Annotated in this window: 15 protein-coding genes, 1 tRNA gene, 1 rRNA gene and 1 pseudogene; 10 read left to right on the forward strand and 8 right to left on the reverse strand. The window is 42.2% G+C overall.

The features are described from left to right. Nucleotides 1–62: 62 nt before the first annotated feature. The 3 genes and pseudogenes from LC653_RS06270 to LC653_RS06280 form a co-directional block, all read left to right on the forward strand. A complete protein-coding gene (locus tag LC653_RS06270; RefSeq protein WP_229493400.1) occupies nucleotides 63–2,693 on the forward strand; it encodes a DNA polymerase III subunit alpha in 2,631 nt (876 codons plus the stop codon). Nucleotides 2,694–3,115: 422 nt separating this feature from the next. Beyond that, nucleotides 3,116–3,355: a hypothetical protein gene (locus LC653_RS06275; RefSeq protein ID WP_229487558.1), complete on the forward strand. Its 240-nt coding sequence runs from the start codon at nucleotides 3,116–3,118 to the stop codon at nucleotides 3,353–3,355. Nucleotides 3,356–3,620: 265 nt separating this feature from the next. Continuing rightward, nucleotides 3,621–3,731: pseudogene (locus LC653_RS06280) on the forward strand (LD-carboxypeptidase); the annotation flags it as partial. 20 nt (nucleotides 3,732–3,751) lie between these two features. Here the strand turns inward: LC653_RS06280 and LC653_RS06285 are convergent. Continuing rightward, entirely contained in the window at nucleotides 3,752–4,009 is a 258-nt protein-coding gene (locus LC653_RS06285) for a hypothetical protein (protein ID WP_229493401.1), read from the reverse strand. 16 nt (nucleotides 4,010–4,025) lie between these two features. On the opposite strand from LC653_RS06285, the gene LC653_RS06290 reads away from it, so the two are divergent. The 5 genes from LC653_RS06290 (at nucleotide 4,026) to ftsH3 (ending at nucleotide 9,905) form a co-directional block, all read left to right on the forward strand. After that, nucleotides 4,026–5,270: an acetate kinase gene (locus LC653_RS06290; RefSeq protein ID WP_229493402.1), complete on the forward strand. Its 1,245-nt coding sequence runs from the start codon at nucleotides 4,026–4,028 to the stop codon at nucleotides 5,268–5,270. 567 nt (nucleotides 5,271–5,837) lie between these two features. Then, nucleotides 5,838–6,623, forward strand: a complete 786-nt coding sequence (locus tag LC653_RS06295; protein ID WP_229493404.1) for a hypothetical protein — start codon at nucleotides 5,838–5,840, stop codon at nucleotides 6,621–6,623. Between the two features lie 97 nt (nucleotides 6,624–6,720). Beyond that, on the forward strand, nucleotides 6,721–7,155 hold the full coding sequence (locus tag LC653_RS06300; protein ID WP_229493406.1) for a GNAT family N-acetyltransferase: 435 nt from the start codon (nucleotides 6,721–6,723) through the stop codon (nucleotides 7,153–7,155). Between the two features lie 14 nt (nucleotides 7,156–7,169). After that, nucleotides 7,170–7,952, forward strand: a complete 783-nt coding sequence (locus tag LC653_RS06305; RefSeq protein WP_372478121.1) for an aminotransferase class IV — start codon at nucleotides 7,170–7,172, stop codon at nucleotides 7,950–7,952. 111 nt (nucleotides 7,953–8,063) lie between these two features. Continuing rightward, nucleotides 8,064–9,905 carry an ATP-dependent zinc metalloprotease FtsH3 gene (gene ftsH3, locus LC653_RS06310; RefSeq protein ID WP_190729958.1) on the forward strand — a complete coding sequence of 614 codons (1,842 nt, stop codon included), beginning with the start codon at nucleotides 8,064–8,066 and terminating at the stop codon, nucleotides 9,903–9,905. A gap of 687 nt (nucleotides 9,906–10,592) precedes the next feature. Here the strand turns inward: ftsH3 and LC653_RS06315 are convergent. The 4 genes from LC653_RS06315 to LC653_RS06330 form a co-directional block, all read right to left on the reverse strand. Next, entirely contained in the window at nucleotides 10,593–10,811 is a 219-nt protein-coding gene (locus tag LC653_RS06315; RefSeq protein ID WP_196528241.1) for a hypothetical protein, read from the reverse strand. Nucleotides 10,812–11,210: 399 nt separating this feature from the next. Continuing rightward, complete coding sequence (locus LC653_RS06320) at nucleotides 11,211–12,392, reverse strand: low temperature requirement protein A (RefSeq protein WP_229493410.1); 1,182 nt, start codon at nucleotides 12,390–12,392, stop codon at nucleotides 11,211–11,213. A gap of 274 nt (nucleotides 12,393–12,666) precedes the next feature. Next, nucleotides 12,667–12,738, reverse strand: a tRNA-Gly gene (locus tag LC653_RS06325). A 167-nt stretch (nucleotides 12,739–12,905) separates the two neighbouring features. Further along, nucleotides 12,906–13,523, reverse strand: a complete 618-nt coding sequence (locus tag LC653_RS06330; protein WP_229493412.1) for a GerMN domain-containing protein — start codon at nucleotides 13,521–13,523, stop codon at nucleotides 12,906–12,908. Between the two features lie 272 nt (nucleotides 13,524–13,795). Here LC653_RS06330 and LC653_RS06335 point away from each other — a divergent pair, with 272 nt between their 5' ends. Continuing rightward, a complete protein-coding gene (locus tag LC653_RS06335) occupies nucleotides 13,796–14,017 on the forward strand; it encodes a hypothetical protein (RefSeq protein WP_229493413.1) in 222 nt (73 codons plus the stop codon). A 61-nt stretch (nucleotides 14,018–14,078) separates the two neighbouring features. Here the strand turns inward: LC653_RS06335 and LC653_RS06340 are convergent, their stop codons facing one another. The 3 genes from LC653_RS06340 to rsmA form a co-directional block, all read right to left on the reverse strand. Beyond that, nucleotides 14,079–14,408: a DUF3082 domain-containing protein gene (locus tag LC653_RS06340; protein WP_229493415.1), complete on the reverse strand. Its 330-nt coding sequence runs from the start codon at nucleotides 14,406–14,408 to the stop codon at nucleotides 14,079–14,081. An 84-nt stretch (nucleotides 14,409–14,492) separates the two neighbouring features. Continuing rightward, nucleotides 14,493–15,443 (reverse strand): 4-(cytidine 5'-diphospho)-2-C-methyl-D-erythritol kinase, encoded by a 951-nt coding sequence (ispE, locus tag LC653_RS06345; protein ID WP_229493417.1) that lies wholly within the window; start codon nucleotides 15,441–15,443, stop codon nucleotides 14,493–14,495. Between the two features lie 111 nt (nucleotides 15,444–15,554). Beyond that, nucleotides 15,555–16,403 (reverse strand): 16S rRNA (adenine(1518)-N(6)/adenine(1519)-N(6))-dimethyltransferase RsmA, encoded by an 849-nt coding sequence (gene rsmA / locus LC653_RS06350; RefSeq protein ID WP_229493419.1) that lies wholly within the window; start codon nucleotides 16,401–16,403, stop codon nucleotides 15,555–15,557. A gap of 687 nt (nucleotides 16,404–17,090) precedes the next feature. Between rsmA and LC653_RS06355 the strand changes: the two genes are divergently transcribed. Continuing rightward, nucleotides 17,091–17,215: ribosomal RNA gene (locus LC653_RS06355) — 16S ribosomal RNA — on the forward strand; the annotation flags it as partial.

A 17,215-nucleotide genomic window follows, 5' to 3' on the forward strand; every position in this document is an offset into this window, starting at 1 on the left:
TCGAAAGGGTAGACCACAAGGTAGGCCCCTAGAGATATCTTGGCTTGTGGTTGGAAATGCTTATGTCCTTTGTCCCTTTACATATTCATAGTGACTACAGTTTACTCGATGGGGCAAGTCAGCTTCCAGAGTTGGTGGATCAAGCGATCGCACTGGGAATGAAAGCGATCGCTCTTACTGATCATGGTGTCATGTATGGAGCCGTTGAACTGATCAAAATCTGCCGTAGTCATAATATTAAGCCGATTATCGGCAATGAAATGTATATAATTAACGGCGATATTGAAAAACAAGAACGCCGTCCAAAATATCATCAAGTCGTTTTAGCTAAAAATACCAAAGGTTACAAAAATTTAGTCAAATTAACCACAATTTCTCACCTCAAAGGTGTTCAAGGCAAAGGAATTTTTTCTCGTCCTTGTATTAATAAAGATTTACTCAAACAATATCATGAAGGCTTGATTGTCACTAGTGCTTGTTTGGGTGGAGAAATTCCCCAAGCGATTCTCAGTAATAGACCAGATGCAGCCCGAAAAGTTGCTCAGTGGTATAAAGATGTATTTGGTGATGATTATTATCTAGAAATTCAAGACCACGGCTCCCAAGAAGACCGGATTGTGAATGTTGAAATCGTCAAAATTGCGCGGGAACTAGGGATTAAAATTGTTGCTACCAATGATTCGCATTTTATTTCTTGTTTTGACGTTGAAGCCCATGATGCCTTGCTATGTATTCAAACTGGCAAGCTAATTATTGAAGATAAGCGGATGCGTTATAGCGGCACAGAGTATCTCAAATCTGGCGAGGAGATGCAGCAGCTATTTCGTGACCATTTGCCGGATGATGTAATTGCCGAAGCGATCGCCACTACTGAAGAGGTTGCCGATAAAGTTGAGCCTTACTATATTATGGGTGAGCCTCAGATCCCTACACCCCCAATTCCCTCTGGTCATACTGCTGACACTTACGCCGAAGATGTTGCATGGAGCGGACTTTTAGAACGGTTAAATCGCAAATCTCGCAATGAAGTCGATTCCGTCTATAAAGAAAGATTGGAATACGAACTGAAAATGATTCAGCAGATGGGTTTTTCCAAATATTTTTTAGTTGTATGGGACTACATTAAATTTGCTAGAGATAATAACATTCCTGTGGGGCCTGGTCGTGGTTCGGCGGCTGGTTCATTAGTTGCATACTCGATGCGAATTACTAATATTGACCCTGTGCATCATGGGCTACTATTTGAGCGTTTTTTGAACCCAGAACGGAAATCCATGCCTGATATTGATACGGATTTCTGTATTGAACAAAGAGATAAAGTAATTGAATATGTAACTGATAAATATGGTGCAGATAGAGTTGCCCAAATTATTACTTTTAACCGCCTAACTTCTAAAGCCGTTTTGAAAGATGTCGCCAGAGTATTAAATATACCCTATGGTGAAGCTGACAAAATGGCGAAATTAATTCCTGTAGTGCGCGGTAAACCAACGAAACTCAAGGTGATGATTTCTGATCAAACCCCAGAACCAGAGTTTAAAGAGAAATATGATAAAGAACCCCATGTTCGCCATTGGCTTGATATGGCGATGCGAATTGAAGGAACTAACAAAACTTTTGGTGTTCATGCAGCAGGTGTCGTAATTTCTGCCGATCCACTTGATGAGATTGTCCCGCTACAAATGAATAATGACGGTTCGGTGATTACCCAATATTTCATGGAAGACCTGGAATCAATGGGTTTATTGAAAATGGATTTTCTGGGTTTACGGAACCTGACGCTGATTCAAAAGACCGTTGATTTGATTCAAGAAACCAGAGGATATCGGGTTGATCCTGATGAAATTCCTCGCCAGGAAAGAAAAGCGCAGAAGATATTAGCTAAAGGTGAACATAGTACTCTGCCAAAAGATGTACAAAAAACTTATGAGCTACTAGAAGCAGGTGAGTTAGAAGGAATATTTCAATTAGAATCCTCTGGAATGCGTCAGATAGTGCGAGATTTGAAGCCTTCTAATATAGAAGATATTTCTTCAATTTTGGCACTGTATCGACCGGGGCCATTAGATGCAGGACTGATTCCTAAATTTATTAACCGCAAACATGGTCGAGAAAATATTGATTATCAACACACCATTCTGGAACCAATATTAGACGAAACCTATGGAATTATGGTCTATCAAGAGCAAATCATGAAAATTGCTCAGGATATGGCTGGATATTCTTTAGGACAAGCTGACTTGCTGCGTCGGGCGATGGGTAAAAAGAAAGTTTCTGAGATGCAAAAGCAGCGAGAAAAATTCGTGGATGGCGCAGCGAAAAACGGTGTTCAGAAAAAAGTTGCGGATGAATTATTTGAGCAAATGTTAAAGTTTGCTGAATATTGTTTAAGTTATGACACGGAAATATTGACAGTAGAATATGGATTAATGCCGATTGGAGAAATTGTAGAAAAAGGCATTGAATGTAGTGTGTACAGCGTTGATAGTAATGGAAATATTTACACGCAACCTGTAGCACAGTGGCACGATCGCGGGCAACAAGAGGTGTTTGAGTATTGCTTGGAAGATGGTTCAATAATTCGGGCAACAAAAGACCATAAATTTATGACTGTTGATGGTCAAATGTTGCCAATTGATGAAATATTTGAACGCGAATTGGATTTGATGCGGGTTGTGGGGAGTGGGGGATGAGGAGCACTTGAGTGGAGTTCAAAGCCTCGTTAACGGAGTTCAAAGACTCGTTAACGCAGTTCAAAGACTCGTTAACGGAGTTCAAAGCCCAATGCCCAATGCCCCATGCCCCATGCCCAATACCCAATGCCCAATGCCCCATGCCCAATGCCCCATGCCCAATGCCCTTGACGTTAAAAACAGTTAAAAAAAGCAATCAACAACATCTTTGACATTTGTCTACCTGCTAATGATAGTTGTTATTGGAAATTAGCAAGTTATAAAGTCTAATAGCATTTAGACGCGTAGTAAGCTGTCCCGTCTACAAGTTGCTCTGGCAGGTAACAAAGTTCTTGTGGGATGGGCCGGACAGCCCGTCCAAACAATGCAAGTTAAAAGCGCGACAGCTTATCACCTTTACACATGTTTCGAGAGGCAAACAAATGAATTTACAACGTCATAGCCTAGTCATAGAAGATATGGAATGGCAAGAGGAACTCACGGATGCGGATTTACAGGCAGTGGTAGGGGGAACAGGAGGTACAGTAGATGTCGTAGTAGAAGAAACTACGGACAGTGCAAGTGAAATAGGTCGGAATACAAGTCGTGTAATAGATCAGGTTCAAGAAATAGGAGGGACAGCAGGTCGGGCTGGAGCCGGATTGTTAAGGGGACTTACTTGAATAGTTTCCGGGTAATGTCAAAGTTATCTCGTTAAGAGTCAGAGACTCTTAATGCCCGTCGTTGAGGCTCCGCCTCCCTTGCTGGCGGCAGAGCCTTCTTGAGCAGCATTTCCAGCCTCTGGCTGTAAACGAGGTTTTTTATATAAACTACTCACACTTAGAATATTTTTCAGCAAAAGGGCATCTAAACAGCGATCGCTTTGAAAAATGATTCAACAAAATTTTATGGGAGTTATAGTCTTTATCTTGACTCCTAACTTTTTTCATGCCATCCAAAATCTTACCATCGCTCCTGAAACCCGGTGACTTGCTACGAGTAATTGCCCCTAGTGGCGCTTTGCGAGAATTTGAGGCATTTGGGCGGAGTGTAGAAATTTTGAATACTGAATCGGTGTTCTAGAAGCATGGGGCTAAACTTAGTACAGTTTTGCGTAAAAGCGTAGCGTTTTTAATGCAGGGGAATGCATTGGCATTGTAAGCTGACGCATTGGCATTGTAAGCTGACACATTGGCATTGTAAGCTGACACATTGGCATTGTAAGCCGACGCATTGGCATTGTAAGCCGACGCATTGGCATTGCAGGGTATTGCCAAATTTAATTTGCTACGAATTAATGAAATGCTGTACTTAATGACATGATCAAAGCAGGTCATGTTTTTATGTTGTCATATGAAGATATTGGTGCTAAATGCCGGTTCGAGCAGCCAAAAGAGTTGTCTATATGAGATTGCAGATGAGGTTCTCCCCACCCAAGCACCCCAACCCCTTTGGGAAGGTAAAATCAACTGGACTCAAGATCGGGGCGTGGCAGAAATTGAGGTGAAAACTGCTACGGGTGCAACGCTGCAAGAATCAATCTCTGGTGATTCCCCACAGGCACACGTCACCTATATGCTCCATACACTTAGTTATGGTGCTACCAAGGTAATTGATCAGTTGTCAGAAATCGATGTGGTGGGGCATCGGATAGTGCATGGTGGACAGGATTATCGAGATAGTGTGGTAATTACGGAGGATGTCAAAAAGGCGATCGCTCGTCTGTCTAACCTTGCTCCCGAACATAATCCAGCCGCTTTGTCAGGCATAGAAGCAATTGAAAAAATCTTAAAAGATGTCACCCAGATAGCAGTATTTGATACTGGTTTTCATGCCACTCTACCCGATGCAGCAGCAATCTATCCCGGCCCTTATGAGTGGGTAGAACAAGGTATCCGTCGCTATGGGTTTCATGGTATCAGTCACCAATACTGTTCTCAACGTGCTGCCCAAATTCTCGGTCAAGATGTTCCCCCTGAGCGCTTAATTACCTGTCATCTGGGTAATGGCTGTTCTTTGGCAGCGATAAAAAACGGTCGCAGCATTGATACCACAATGGGATTCACGCCCCTAGAAGGATTGATGATGGGTAGTCGTTCTGGTTCAGTTGATCCAGGAATTCTGATTTATCTGTTGCGTTACTGCAATTACTCCGTCGAAAAGTTGGATCATATATTAAATAAAGCTTCTGGGTTAAAGGGAATTTCGGGTATATCTAGCGATATGCGTGAGGTAAGAGAAGCGATGTCTACGACGGGCTACGCCTACGCTCAAGGTAATTCCCGCGCTCAACTGGCATTGGATATCTACGTGCATCGTCTGCGTTCTGGTATCGGTGCAATGCTTACTAGTTTGGGCGGATTAGATACTTTGGTATTCACAGCAGGCGTGGGTGAACATTCCCCGGATATTCGCCAAGCCGCCTGTGAAACCTTTGGTTTTTTGGGATTGAAAATAGACCTTGAAAAAAATCAGCAACAGCCTGTTGATGAGGATATTGCGACACCCGATTCAGCAGTGCGTGTATTAGTTATTCATACTCAAGAAGATTGGGCGATCGCCGGGCAATGTTGGCAGTTATTAAAAAAGAGCTATTGACCTACAAATAGTTTGGCTACGGCGACATTAATAGGACTTACGCACTGTACAAATGCATCGTGATGTGCATTACCTAAAATAGGAAGTTTTCAGGCTTTTTTTAATTATCCTGCGATCGTAAATAGACCATGCTGTAGGGGCACAGCATTGCTCATTGGTGTCAACTTAAGCTCAAAGGCTTATCCCACAGGCGTTTTACCCCACCCCCAACCCCTCCCCTTGATAAGGGGAGGGGCGGTTTTGGCTTTAGACAAAACCGGGGTGGGGTAACGCGGATCATGATGGTAACTGAGTGAACTTAATATCACGTTTTTACAAGGGTTTCACGTTATATCAACTATTAATGTATAATATAGCACTTAAAAATTGATGCCTAGTTTGCCAATTTACCTGTTTTCGGTTTCTTTTGAGGAAAGATAGGCTCGTTTACTGATTAGTCGTTGCTAGTAGGGTAGCGCCTTGATGGATGCTCTCCTGTGTAAGCTAATGTAATTATATAGCTGAGTAATTTTACAAGAAGTATATTATATACAATGAGTTGCTTATGTCTGGGAAAACAAGGAAAATATGTTGTTGTCGCGTAAAGCCATTGCTACACCTTTTATAATTTGTGTGTGTATTTTAGGAGTTGCCTTAATTCAATTCCCCCAATTACAAAAACTGATAAATAGCAAAAAATCTGCCTCTTTAGAAGCTTTAAAGAAAGAAATAAAATCAGAAAGCATCCGTCTTAATTTTCTCGAAAAAATGCCTAGTTTTGGTTATGATAATTTTATTGCAGATTTGGTATATCTCAATTTTTTACAGTATTTCGGAGATGATGAAGTTCGAGATAAAACAGGTTACAGTTTAAGTCCAGAGTATTTTGAAGTAATTCTAGAACGTGACCCGCGATTTTTAGCAGCGTATCGCAGTCTTTCTATCAGTACTTCATTGTATGCTGCTATGCCAGAACGTGCGATCGCATTATCAGAGAAAGGCTTAAAATCACTCTCTGCTTCAGTTCCCGAAAAGTCTTATTACGTATGGCGTTATAAAGGAGTTGATGAATTATTATTTTTAGGCAACGCTAAAACTGCCCAACAATCTTTTGCAACTGCGGCAAACTGGGCTAGTAACTTTTCAGATGCAGAGAGTCAGATGATCGCTCATACTTCCCAAAAAACTGCTGAATTTCTGAGTCGAAACCCCAACAGCAAATATGCTCAAATCGCAACCTGGACAATAGTTTTAAATAATCAAGTTGATGAGAGAACTCAAAAACGCGCAATTAGGGAAATAGAAGCTTTGGGAGGAAAAGTAATTACAACTCCTGAAGGTACTAAAAAAATTATATTTCCCCCCAAAGATTAAATTATTAGTTATAACGGATTGCTGCAAGTGTAGTAGCAAATTATATTCGCCCAATCGGTTCCAAATTTCTCACACATAATTCAGTAGGTTAACATTGATGTCAATACAATTGGCAGAATCTGACTTTCAAATATTAGGGTGTTTTCCTGTTATCTCCCAGTTGCGCCCTCACCTTGAGCAGGCTAAGTTTGTAGAACAAGTTCGATATCAAATAAAAGAAGGATATCAACTTGCATTCTTAGAAGTAGAAAAGCAAGCTGTAGCAGTCGCTGGATTTCGCATTTCTACTTGTTTAGCTTCGGGAAAGTTTTTATACATTGATGATTTAGTTGTTGATGAGTTTAAACGGTCAAATAGCTATGGACAACAGTTATTTCAGTGGCTGATTGAATATGCAAAAAATCATAGCTGTGAACACCTGAGTCTTGATTCTGGTGTTCAGCGATTTGCTGCTCATAGGTTTTATCTCATGCAGCGTATGAGCATTACAAGTCATCACTTTTCAATTGAGTTGTACCGACAAGCAATCTAGTTGTGACAAATAATATTTTTTGGTATGACGGTAAATTAATTCACTCCCAAACCCTAGAATTAGATATTAATGATCCGGGTTTACTTTATGGGGCAACTGTTTTTACAACATTGCGGGTTTATCAGAACTCGCTAGATAGTAATTTAACTAATTGGCAAGCACATTGCGATCGCTTACTCTTCTCAGTACAATCTTTTAGTTGGCAGCAACCAGATTGGAACCGTCTACGTCAAGGCGCTCAAATTCTCCTCGCATACTTCCCCGTTCTCAGAATTACCCTCTTTCCCGATGGACGGGAGTGGATAACTGGCAGATTATTACCACAAGATTTGACAGAAAAACAAAATAATGGTATTTTGTGCGCTGTTGCAAGTTCGGAATTTTATCGCTCTCTCCCCTCTCATAAAACTGGAAACTATTTGAGTGCTTGGTTGGCAAAAAGTAGTTTAGATGCCGAAGAAGCAATATTAGTTGATCCTCAAGGAAATTGGCTAGAAACCAGCACAGGCAACCTTTGGGGATGGTGCGATCGCAATTGGTACACGCCGCCTTTGACAGCCAGAATTTTACCGGGAATTTTGCGATCGCAACTTCTAAACTGGTTGCAAAACCACCAGATGCCAGTGCGGGAAGAAATTTGGACGGTGGAGCTAGTCCAGAAATTTGAAGCGATCGCCTACACTAATAGTGTGGTAGAAATTATTCCCATTCATACCGTTCATCAGCCCGCAGGATCGCTACAATATAATCCCTACCATCCTAGTTTTCAGCAAATAAGGGAGCTTTTTGCAGCATGAAAGCTACGCCACTTTGTTACACTTAAGATAAGTTAACATAATTCTTAATAATGACCTCTCCGAACAGAGATGCTACGCGATGGCGCGAAAAATACAGGAGGATAGACCTTAGTGAATAAAAGATGGAGAAATGCAGGGCTGTACGCACTGCTGTTTATTGTCGTTATTGCGCTGGGAACAGCATTTTTTGACAAACAACCCCAAAGCAGAGAGACATGGCGATATAGTCGCTTTATTCAAGAAGTTCAACAAGGTAGAGTAGAAAAAGTCAGTTTGAGTGCAGATCGCTCCACAGCACTGGTTACACCCAAATATGACCCGGCTAAACGGATTGTGACCTTAGTCAACGATCCAGACTTGATCAATACTTTGACTTCTAAAGGCGTTGATATTTCTGTTTTGCCCCAAACCGATGAAGGATTTTGGTTTAAGGCACTGAGCAGCTTATTTTTTCCTGTATTGCTTTTGGTTGGCTTATTCTTCTTGCTACGTCGCGCTCAAAGTGGCCCAGGCAGCCAAGCGATGAACTTTGGCAAATCTAAAGCCAGAGTGCAAATGGAACCACAAACTCAGGTAACATTTGGCGATGTTGCTGGTATTGACCAAGCCAAGTTGGAATTAAACGAAGTTGTAGACTTTCTGAAAAACGCCGATCGCTTTACCGCCGTTGGTGCAAAAATTCCTAAAGGTGTACTGTTAGTTGGCCCTCCTGGTACAGGTAAAACCCTCCTAGCTCGTGCCGTAGCTGGTGAAGCAGGTGTACCCTTCTTCTCAATCTCCGGTTCTGAATTTGTAGAAATGTTCGTAGGTGTGGGTGCATCCCGCGTCCGCGATTTATTTGAGCAAGCTAAAACCAATGCTCCTTGTATCGTCTTCATCGATGAAATTGACGCCGTAGGTCGTCAACGGGGTGCAGGTTTAGGTGGTGGTAACGATGAGCGGGAACAAACCCTCAACCAGTTGCTCACAGAAATGGACGGCTTTGAAGGTAATACTGGCATTATCATTATTGCCGCTACCAACCGTCCTGATGTCCTAGATGCAGCCCTATTGCGTCCTGGTCGCTTTGACCGTCAAGTTGTGGTAGACCGTCCCGACTATGCCGGACGCAGCGAAATTCTCAAGGTTCACGCCCGTGGCAAGACCTTGGCGAAAGATGTGGATTTGGATAAAATTGCCCGTCGTACCCCTGGATTTACTGGCGCAGATTTATCCAACCTGTTGAATGAAGCCGCAATTCTGGCAGCCCGCCGGAATTTGACTGAGATTTCGATGGATGAAATCAACGATGCAATTGATCGGGTCTTAGCTGGCCCAGAGAAGAAAGACCGGGTAATGAGCGAAAAGCGCAAAACCTTGGTAGCATATCACGAAGCTGGTCACGCCTTAGTTGGTGCTTTAATGCCAGACTACGATCCTGTACAGAAGATTAGCATCATCCCTCGCGGTCGCGCAGGTGGTTTAACTTGGTTTACCCCCAGCGAAGACCGGATGGACACAGGTTTATACAGCCGCGCTTATCTGGAAAATCAAATGGCTGTGGCTTTGGGTGGTCGGATTGCTGAAGAATTAATCTTTGGTGAAGAAGAAGTTACCACTGGTGCTTCTAATGACCTCCAACAAGTAGCACGGGTTGCACGTCAGATGATCACCAGATTTGGCATGAGCGATCGCTTAGGCCCAGTCGCCCTTGGTCGTCAGCAAGGTAACATGTTCCTCGGACGAGATATCATGTCAGAGCGTGATTTCTCTGAAGAAACCGCCGCCGCCATTGATGAAGAAGTCCGTAAACTTGTGGATGTAGCCTATACACGCGCTAAAGAAGTGTTAGTGGGCAACCGCCACATTTTAGATCAGATAGCCCAAATGTTGGTTGATAAAGAAACGGTAGACGCTGAAGAGTTGCAAGAAATTCTGTCGAATAACGATGTGACAACTGCTGCCTTTGCCTAATTTAATGAATCGTTAGGAGTTAAGAATAATTTCTAACTCGTAATTGTCAAAAAAGCCCGGTCATGAAGACCGGGCTTTTAATATGGGGTTATATACCCCGAAGGTTTCGTTATAGAGTTTCAGTATAAATCGCTTGTCTGATAGAGACTACCACCTGAGCACAATCAATTCCGGAAAATTAGAAAAATTTTTTTAGATACACCAAAATAAAAAAGCTAGAACTCTGACTTCAAAAGGAAAAAGATACAATCTAGCTACAATTTAAAAAGTCTGGATGGCAAAAAAAATCACCCTAGTTTACTTAAAGCCTTACTAGCTATGTCATGAGCAGATCGAATCGACTGGTTTTCGGGGCTAATATGGCAGTTTAGTATGACCCGAATATACCAGCGATCGTGCCAGGTGCATTTTTAAGTCTGGAAGTCATATCATGTCCGGTTGAACACTTGTCATTGCGAACGAAGTGAAGCAATCGCAGAGTCCTTGTGATTGCTTCACTTCGTTCGCAATGACATATCATAAGCAATTTGCCGGACATGATATCAAGCAATTTTTTGGTGAAAACCTCTGCCTCTGTTATGAAATTTGGGAAGAAGAAAAATTCCCCATATTGTTACTGGAGATAAGTTTCCGAATCTTGACATGATTAGCATCAAAAGTGACTCGATACTCAACCAGTCGCCGATCTTAAACTCTAGATGTTGGTTTCAAAAATAGCCACGCCACAAAGAACGTAGCGGCTGTGAATAGTTGCGTTAAATCCAAAGCAGATAGATAGCCGTCCGCAAATGAAGCAATGCTGCGATCGGTAATGCCGAATACCCAAGATGACAAGCCAAACAGCCAGATTCCATTCTTGAGATTTCCGACGAATTCTTTAGAGTCTGATGGTTCTTTGTCTTTCATGATCTTCTCTTCTATTGGTGAAAAACTTGATGATTGATGCGAAATACCTGCCATTAAGAATTTTTTCTGACTCCTGACGCTGAATTTACACTTCCTATTAATAATATTAATAAATATTTCACCTACTTGACTTACCTGCCCAAAGGTACATCACCTAATGATGACATTCCTCCTTTGGTTCTGTAACCTCCGATAGACGGCAATGTGTTGAGTTATCAGCTTTACAACGTCATGTTTGAATACTAAGATTACATAATCTTTAAATAACTATATAAATATTTATTTATATTTTATTTAAAATCTTTCGTAGGATAGATACCTTACAGATAAATCCTCAGATTTAAATTGCGTGGATACATAGTAGTAGCGCACAGATATGTGCTACTACTACGCTATGAGCTAGATTTCAGGGTCAACCAAGCGGGTAGTGGGACGACTCTGATATAAATCTTGAACGACTTGGACAGCAGAAACTACAGCTACAAGGGCAATGACTGCAACAGGTAACAAACCTTTGCCAAAGATAGCGATCGCTAGCAGCACGACTGCACCTCCAAGTCGATACTGGGAACGAATTTTGCAATAACGGATCACCCCAAATCTGTGGAGAATACTGACAGCTAGAGAGCATAATGCTACTGAACCACAGATGAGCCATCGCTGGGAATCAGGTAGTGTTAAAGTTGGCTTACTCAACAAAATTTGTTCTACGCCGACTCCAGCAGCAGCAATCCCAATCACTAGCGGTAAATGGGTGTAGAGCCAGAGATTGACAACACTAACTTTTCCATGTGTCCGCGCCTTCTCAATAGGTGTGCCACCTAGATTATCAAAATAGACCCACCACCAGCTAAAGGCGATAATTAGACCAAACACGCCCGAAATTACAGTTAAAGTATCCCATTTCTGCTCAGAAACACCGTTGACCACCGCGATAATTGCTTCGCCCAAAACAATCATGGTAAATAACCCGAAACGTTCCGGTAAGTGCGAGGCGTGGGGGAGTAACCCTAGTTGAAACCTGCGTGCTATTAGGGGTGTAGCAAAGTCAATAATGATTCCCAGTGCCCAGAATCCAAATCGCCAAGGAATGGGTACAAATGCTGATATTAACCAGAGGAAGGCTGCGATCGCAAAACCAATAGCGTAGCGAGTAGTCAAAGGACGTGCTGAAGGGATATGTCTTCCAGCCCGGACATACTCTATTACCAGCACAGCCCGACCGAGAGCATAGGAAATTGCAAAACCAGGGGAACTCTCACCCAAACCGTGGTGGATGTTAATAGCCATTGCTGCTGCTGTCAGCATTTGTATACCAATCAACAGTCGATGTCCCACATCATCGCTGTCAAAGCGGTTGGCGTAGAATGTGGTGCCAATCCATGACCACCAAACTGGTATAAATAAAACTACAAACCCAAATAATCCTGATAGAGAGATATCCTCGTTGAGATTGTGGGCGAGTTGAGAAACTGCAACTACAAAAACCAAATCATAAAACAGTTCCAGCCAAGTGGCGCGTCGTTCTTCTTCAGTGTCTTCACCAATGCGTAATCTTGGTGGTTGGAGAAAATTTGCCATAGTGCTAATTGCGAATCGCTAATTGTTTTTTACCATTAGCTGTCATCCATTAGCGAGTGCGTAGACATTTCTGCGTAAATTTCTAAAAACCTGCTGAAAAATTCCCAATAGAAATATCAGTCTAACGTCAGTCCTTTATCGGCAACCTGTAGTATGTGCAGTGTAATAACAACGCCCGCAGGCTCTAGATGCCTAGTAAAGTCTGGCTCAACAAATTCATAGGCAAGTGTACCAACAGAAGCAATCACATAGGTAGCTTAGGTTCTGATTTTAAAGCGGGTGATGGGACTCGAACCCACGACGTTCACCATGGGAAGGTGACATTCTACCACTGAATTACACCCGCGAATTGCTGCCATAAACTTAGGGCTAAGATCAATAATACCACTATTTACAGCTGTTTTAAATTGACTAGAACATACACTGTTTTGGCAACTACTGATGCATGAGTCCTGTGGCTGTTCAAATTGGAAAATCTTTTTAGCTAATGACGGCACTGACTACCATATTTAACTAAAGAACAATGTCTTCACCTCGCTCGGTGAAGCGAACCTCTTTAATATTCCATTGGGCATTACTTGTTAGGGTTTTGCGGAGACTGCCAAACAGAGCAAACTGTTCACAACTAGAAAGAGAAGCTATTTGTCGCTTTGACTCAGGAGATATTCGCAAATCAACTGTAGCAACGCCATTTTTGATGTTGACACGATACCCAGACAAGCTAAAGTCGCTTGTATCTCGTTTTTCTAAAATTTTACTCACTACATTTGTCACTGGTTCCTCAGCTGGTACTGAAACCTTTTCTGGAATGAGTTCTTGACATTGGGTATCACTTGTATACATCGTGACATTGGTAGTTTTACTAGTGGCAGCTTTAGGAGTTGATGAGGAAGGCGTATTTTCCTTAGGAAATTCTTGATTAGGAGATTTTTCTCTTAATTGAGCTACGCTAGGAATTTGGCTGGGAGTCTGAGACGATGCCCTATTCGTCCGTGTTGTAGTAGGGGATGGCGTTCCACTGTCAATATTACGAGTGGTGGGGTTAGAACTACAACTGCTCAAGCTGACAACAATTGTCACAAAAATAAGGGGTAAAAAATATCTCTTGGTTGTGCTCATAATTTTGCTCATAAGTCATGTTACTGCTATCAACTTCAGTGTAGCTGGTATCAATTCCACATATATTTGTGAATATTGAGCCAGTTTATAAAGTGTCAACCCGATAAAGTCGAGGGCTATACTATATACCAAAATTACAACATCTGCTGTTCAAGCCGCTTTGCGTCTACGCCAATTCCAAAAAGCTTAACCAGAAGAAGCAGAGGTGCAGCAAACAAAAATATAGTGACCTTACTTAAATCAATGTGGTCTATTTCTCTAAAAATAGCTGTAAGTTTAAGAAGATGATTATATTACCTAAACCCTCTACTATAAAGGATTTGCTCAGAGCGATCGCTGTCCGATTAAAAAAGCAAGCTTTATTGAGGCACTGGTACGCTACTAACTCTCATCAAGCTGTCCAATCACTACCTTCATCGTTTAACTCTAAATCCATTTTCCCATCTGTTACCCAACTACAAACGGTTTTGTACTTCAGCCTTCCAGAAGCGCGAAGCTACAAGTGATCAAAAATCGTGGTTCGTTAGGAAAACTTGTGTTTTTACGTTGCTGATTAAAAGTAAATTACTAATTTTCACTACTTTTTTGCTTGGTCAACTCCTGTACTAATAATTGCACTCCCAAAGCCAACAAACCAATTGCTACTATACCAAATATCCCGCTTCCTAAAGCAACTACACCAACAACCAGAGTCCTAACAGCAGAAGAAATCCTAATTACCAATGGATTAATTGAATGAAGAGGTTTAGTCGCAAAATTTGTAGCGATCGCAATCATCAGCGAATACATTGCATATCCCATTCCTCCAGAAATAACCGCCCCAGTTAAACAGCGTAAAGGACTCGCACTCGCCTGTATTTTAGTATCTGTTTGTGGCGTTAAATTTTGATCACTCATACGATTTTAGATTTTAGATTTTGGATTGCGTCATTAGGAATAATTCTTGTCTATCCCCTATGCTTCATTAACGAAAAAAATTATTTAAACAGACGATACTACTTTAATCCCATGTGTGATTATCCGAGTTACAAACAATTCTAAGTCCTCATCAATAATTGCTTCTCTCACTTGCAGCAAAACTAGTTCTGCCTGCTGTTGAGACTCAAAAAGAGCAAATACTGTTGGCCCAGAGCCAGACATCATTGTTCCTAAAACGCCTTCTTGATTTGCAAAAACTTCTCGCAGTTGTAAAACTTGGGGATAGGCTGGCAATACCACGCGCTCCAAATCATTGTGCAGTTTTTGGGCAATTTCTCCCGCATCTTTATCCAGGACAGCTTTTACTATTGCTCCTGAATGAACTGCATTAGCACGCGCTGCCAAGTTGTTGCTATCTCTATAAGAATCACCAAACTGCTGTCGATAAGTTTTGTATGCCCAAGGCGTGGAAACTTCCAGACTGCGGTATTTCCCCAATACTATGTATATGTTATCTAAACTCGGCAGGGGAGAAAGTTGATCGCCCCTACCTGTTGCGATCGCAGTTCCACCCGCTACACAGAATGGTACATCTGAACCGAGTGTACGTCCCAACTCCTCTAATTCTGGCTGAGTTAATCCCAATTTCCATAATAAATCTATCCCTACTAACACAGCTGCTGCATTTGTCGAACCTCCAGCCAACCCAGCAGCTACAGGAATTTGCTTGTTTATGCTAATCTCCACACCCCCATATTGAGCGAAGGCTTCGGGAAATTGCATTGCCATTAATTCTGCTGCGCGGTAAGCCAGATTACTTTTATCTGTCGGGACTTGTGGGTGGTTGCAGTGAACGCGAATGCTGTCAGTGCTGATCGAATGCACATCAATTTGGTCTGCTAGTCCAATACTTTGAAGTATCATGGCTAATTCATGATAACCATCGGGGCGAACGCCAATGATTTCCAGATACAAGTTGATTTTGGCAGGGGCAATTAGGCTGTAAGAACGCATTTTCTGGGAATGGGGAATGGAGAATGGAGAATGGAGGATGGAGAATGGAGAATGGAGAATGGAGAATGGGAAAAAATTTGCCTTATCCCCTTGTCCCCTACTCCCTACTCCCTACTCCCCACTCCCCACTCCCAACTCATTTGCTAAAATTACCCATTGCTGAACGCCGAGGTCTTCGGCTCTAGCTTGGGGATTTATTTTTAATTGTTCCAGTAAGTGGCTCAAGCGATCGCGTTCTATAACTGATTGCAAATTATTTCGTAACATTTTGCGCTTGGCACCAAACCCCAACTTTAAGAAATTCTCTAACTGTCGAGGATTAAGCGCTGGTATTTCTATTTTTCGGGGGCGCAATCGCACCACTGCTGAATCGACTTTTGGCGGTGGATGGAATGCGGCCGCTGGAACTGTGCAGATTAACTCACACTCAGCCAAATACTGTACCCGCACGCTCAACGCCCCAAAGGCTTTTGATCCTGGTTTAGCATACAACCTTTCTGCGACTTCTTTTTGTACCAGCAACACTATAGAGTCAAATGGTTCGGAGTTGGGGTTAGCGATCGTACCCAGTAGTTTCTCAATGATTGGCCCTGTAATGTTGTAGGGAATATTGGCTACTACCTTATTTGGCTGTTGGAAATTGGGAAAGGCTGCCAGATAAGATGGTAAATCTATAGTGAGAAAATCGCCTTGTAGCAGTAAAAAATTTTCAGTCTTACCAAGCTGCTTTGACAAAAGTTGGCATAAGTCTCGGTCTATTTCAACTGCAACCAGAGATTGCACTAAAGGTAATAAACGACGAGTCAGAATGCCGGTTCCGGGGCCAATTTCCAGCACGCGATCGCCCTTGCCGTTGGCAAAGCCATCGCTTTCTGTACACTCTGCTGCTTTAATAATTGCGTCGAGTGCCTTTTCACTTTTGAGCCAATGTTGAGCAAAGACCTTACGCGGTCGGATCATCTGTATTTCTTGCCTAGTCTAGTTTTTAGCTTTTTCTAAAAAACTCATTATAAATTTTGAAGTCCCTCTACAGCGCTAGACTCACTGTAACGCCTATCTTCTCTTCCAAACGATCCGCGAACGTAGTGATGGCGATCGTGTAAATGCCGATACAAGCGTCACCTGTATGATGGGAGTCTTAAACCGCAAGCTCCGCAACAATTATGCTCTTATATCTTAATATATAGTTAGTTTGAGCATTTGGATTCAGGATAAATCCCTCCACCAAGACTACCTCCTGCCATTTTCGATAATCATTACTATAATCACTCAACCTGCATTAGATCCCATTTAGAGACAAGCAACCTGCATTATTCACACAGTCCGGTTTAGCCACTTCGTTCTCGCCTCTCTCCTGTTGCTTAACCCATTCACCTGAAAGCAAGTGCAGTCAAGCGATTTGCCCTTTTAGAAAAAAAATAAATTTACCCCTTGACAAACTAGGGGATAACTAGTTACTCTAGTTAAGTGGGAAAGCAAAAGAAGCCAACCACCTCTGAACCTGAAAAACATAATACTTTGAAAGCTTAAGAAAAAACCAATCCTCGTCAAAAGATTTTACTTTTGGTTTTCCCAAAAGAATAGTCAAAATTAATAACTAGGATTCCGGGAAATATTTTTTTCGGAGCCACAAACTCGAAACACAACAAAACGGAGAGTTTGATCCTGGCTCAGGATGAACGCTGGCGGTATGCTTAACACATGCAAGTCGAACGAAATCTTTCGGGATTTAGTGGCGGACGGGTGAGTAACGCGTGAGAATCTGGCTTCAG

The sequence above is a fragment of the Nostoc mirabile CHAB5784 genome (assembly GCF_020829645.1).
Lineage (GTDB): Bacteria > Cyanobacteriota > Cyanobacteriia > Cyanobacteriales > Nostocaceae > Nostoc > Nostoc mirabile.

What these genes read in the sequence shown, in the direction of transcription:
- LC653_RS06270 (WP_229493400.1), top strand. Translation starts at nt 63, where the DNA reads ATGTCCTTTGTCCCTTTACATATTCATAGTGACTACAGTTTACTCGAT.
- LC653_RS06275 (WP_229487558.1), top strand. Translation starts at nt 3,116, where the DNA reads ATGAATTTACAACGTCATAGCCTAGTCATAGAAGATATGGAATGGCAA.
- LC653_RS06285 (WP_229493401.1), bottom strand. Translation starts at nt 4,009, where the DNA reads ATGACCTGCTTTGATCATGTCATTAAGTACAGCATTTCATTAATTCGT.
- LC653_RS06290 (WP_229493402.1), top strand. Translation starts at nt 4,026, where the DNA reads ATGAAGATATTGGTGCTAAATGCCGGTTCGAGCAGCCAAAAGAGTTGT.
- LC653_RS06295 (WP_229493404.1), top strand. Translation starts at nt 5,838, where the DNA reads ATGTTGTTGTCGCGTAAAGCCATTGCTACACCTTTTATAATTTGTGTG.
- LC653_RS06300 (WP_229493406.1), top strand. Translation starts at nt 6,721, where the DNA reads ATGTCAATACAATTGGCAGAATCTGACTTTCAAATATTAGGGTGTTTT.
- LC653_RS06315 (WP_196528241.1), bottom strand. Translation starts at nt 10,811, where the DNA reads ATGAAAGACAAAGAACCATCAGACTCTAAAGAATTCGTCGGAAATCTC.
- LC653_RS06320 (WP_229493410.1), bottom strand. Translation starts at nt 12,392, where the DNA reads ATGGCAAATTTTCTCCAACCACCAAGATTACGCATTGGTGAAGACACT.
- LC653_RS06330 (WP_229493412.1), bottom strand. Translation starts at nt 13,523, where the DNA reads ATGAGCAAAATTATGAGCACAACCAAGAGATATTTTTTACCCCTTATT.
- LC653_RS06335 (WP_229493413.1), top strand. Translation starts at nt 13,796, where the DNA reads ATGATTATATTACCTAAACCCTCTACTATAAAGGATTTGCTCAGAGCG.
- LC653_RS06340 (WP_229493415.1), bottom strand. Translation starts at nt 14,408, where the DNA reads ATGAGTGATCAAAATTTAACGCCACAAACAGATACTAAAATACAGGCG.
- ispE (WP_229493417.1), bottom strand. Translation starts at nt 15,443, where the DNA reads ATGCGTTCTTACAGCCTAATTGCCCCTGCCAAAATCAACTTGTATCTG.
- rsmA (WP_229493419.1), bottom strand. Translation starts at nt 16,403, where the DNA reads ATGATCCGACCGCGTAAGGTCTTTGCTCAACATTGGCTCAAAAGTGAA.